We start from the raw sequence: 2,156 nt of genomic DNA, 5'->3' as shown, positions 1-2,156 counted from the left end.
TATCGATACCGCTCAGCCATTCGCCTCGCCCCCGCCGCGCGTATCTTCATCCGGTCTGTTACTTTTAGTCTAACAATTCTTTGAGGAACGTAGGTGCTTCTAAATGTACTGTCGACTTCTTCTCAAACTAATCCTAAGAGACAGGGCCGTATGGATCTCTACGCTCGTTCTCGCTGCAGCCTTTTCCGTCCCCATTGCGTTCAATTCACCCATCTACGGGCCCTTCTTTATGAAGCAGGGCATGCAGGGCTTTGTCGACGCATTCAATACGCGCGCGCCCCAGGCCAGCGGCACAGACCTATCTCCAGAGCAGCAAGATGACGCGGAGCTTGCAAGATACGCGAACGCCGCCCTCGCCGCTCAAACCGACGCCGCCTTTCTCGATTCTGCCGAGAGCTACTACGCGCTCATGGGCGAAGGCTTCCAATCCGGGTCCATCGTGGGAGACCGAGAGACCAATGACGCGGCGCTCGCATATTGCCGTGCCCTGAGCAGCTCCGGCATCACGGATATCCCGGCCTCCGCAAGCGACCTGCCATTCCTTTCCTTCCTGCCTTACGCCATTGCCACGGCGCCGTCTTTCCTTCCCTTCATCCCCTTCCTTCTCTCGTCGATACTCGTGCTCGGCGCCACAAGGCCCGGGACCCTGGCGGCAAAGGCGCCCGCGCCCAAATTCCGGCGCCTTATCCAGATCGTGTTTTCGATAATCGCCGCGGGGACCGCGATGCTCCTCGCCGGCCTCGCACCCGGGGGCATTTACGCCTTGGTCCTAAACGGCTTCGGGCAAATTGGGTACCCGATCGCCTTCTTCCATGACGGCGCGCTTACCACCACGACCGCGGGAAACGTCTTCACGACCCTGCTTCTCGCGCTGCTTGCGGGCGGAACCTTGATATCCGTTTGCTCCGCCGTCCTATCGACCGCAACGAGGCGCGTCCTCGCGGGCCCCCTTGCCTCCGCGCTGCTTGTCGCGGCCCCGGCATTCCCGTTACTGTCCGATTCGGCACTGGGGCATAACGCCGCGCTCGGGCTCCTGCCGCTGGCCGTGTTCTCGCCTATCGAGGCAACGGGTTACGTGGGATGCTTCCCGACAGAATTCATTGGCTCCGGTTCGGGCAGCGCATCGATGCTTGCCGTGGCCCTGGCATACGTCGCGGTCTTTTTTGCGGTCGGCGCCGTTGCGACACGTTCCCCCAAACAGCCTGGACCCGCGAAAAAGCACCATGGGCTCGAGCTTCTGGACGCGAGCGTGGGATACGGGAGCACGACGATACTTTCAATCGGGTCGCTTTCCTTGGGCCCGGGAACGGCGGCGGGCCTCGTTGCCCCCAACGGCTCGGGGAAAACCACCCTTCTTGAAGCGCTGTCGGGCCAATTTCCCACCCGCATCCGCTCGGGAAGCCTGGCGGCAGACGGAATCTGCCAACGTCGATCAGCCGAATTTGCAGAACTCGTCTACCTGAGCTCTTCGGGCGGCGCGGATCTCTATCCCACGCTATCGGCCCTCGAGCACCTTGCTTTCGTTAGGGAGGCGTGGAAATCGGCCGCCGACATCGACTCGCTCTGCGACTCCCTCGGAATCTCCCCATATCTCGACAAGCCGACCCGTAAACTCTCGACAGGAATGAAGCAGCAGGTAAAGCTTGCCATGGCGATAGCGACCGGTTGCCCGTACCTCATCCTCGATGAACCGCTGAACGGCCTCGATCCGGGAAAGCGGAAAACCTCCTGCGACGCGATGCGCAGCGAGGTGGCGCGGGGACGAAGCGTGCTCATTTCAAGCCATCTGCTCGACGACCTGGCAGACCTCACCAACTCGTTCTACTTCATCGAGGCCGGCACGCTCGTGGAAAAGATCGAGTCGTCCTCGCAGACGCTCAAGCAGGAATACCTCGATACATACGAGCGAGGTGAATGACATGAAACTATTTGAACAGCTGAAGTCCAATGCGTCGCGCATGGCTGTCTACGCCATCCTCGTGGCAACGGCTTTATGCGGAATCGCGGCACCCGTCTATGCGCTCAACGGGGAGAAAGGCGATGTCGAACCCGCGTACATGGCTTCGACGGTTAAGGACCGGTACAAAGCCTTCTCTGGAGACGCGTTTTACGTAGCAGAGTACGACACGACCTACCGTCAGCTTCGCTACAACAAG

The 2,156-nt window shown here is 60.4% G+C and carries 2 protein-coding genes; both read left to right on the top strand.

The genetic code is table 11. The features are described 5' to 3' along the window. Positions 1-229 precede the first annotated feature (229 nt). A complete protein-coding gene (locus tag RX395_RS09650) occupies positions 230-1,918 on the top strand; it encodes an ATP-binding cassette domain-containing protein (protein ID WP_316367240.1) in 1,689 nt (562 codons plus the stop codon). A 1-nt stretch (position 1,919) separates the two neighbouring features. Beyond that, on the top strand, positions 1,920-2,156 hold a 237-nt coding region (locus RX395_RS09645), incomplete at its 3' end, for a hypothetical protein (protein ID WP_316367238.1).

The sequence above is a fragment of the Collinsella aerofaciens genome, from assembly GCF_032584215.1.
Taxonomy (GTDB): Bacteria; Actinomycetota; Coriobacteriia; order Coriobacteriales; family Coriobacteriaceae; genus Collinsella.
The sequence above is the reverse complement of the archived record's forward strand: the minus strand, read 5'-3'. Positions and strand labels throughout refer to the sequence as shown.

Bases quoted from the DNA above. Each gene is read 5' to 3' on its own strand.
- RX395_RS09650 (WP_316367240.1), top strand. From the start codon at position 230: ATGAAGCAGGGCATGCAGGGCTTTGTCGACGCATTCAATACGCGCGCG.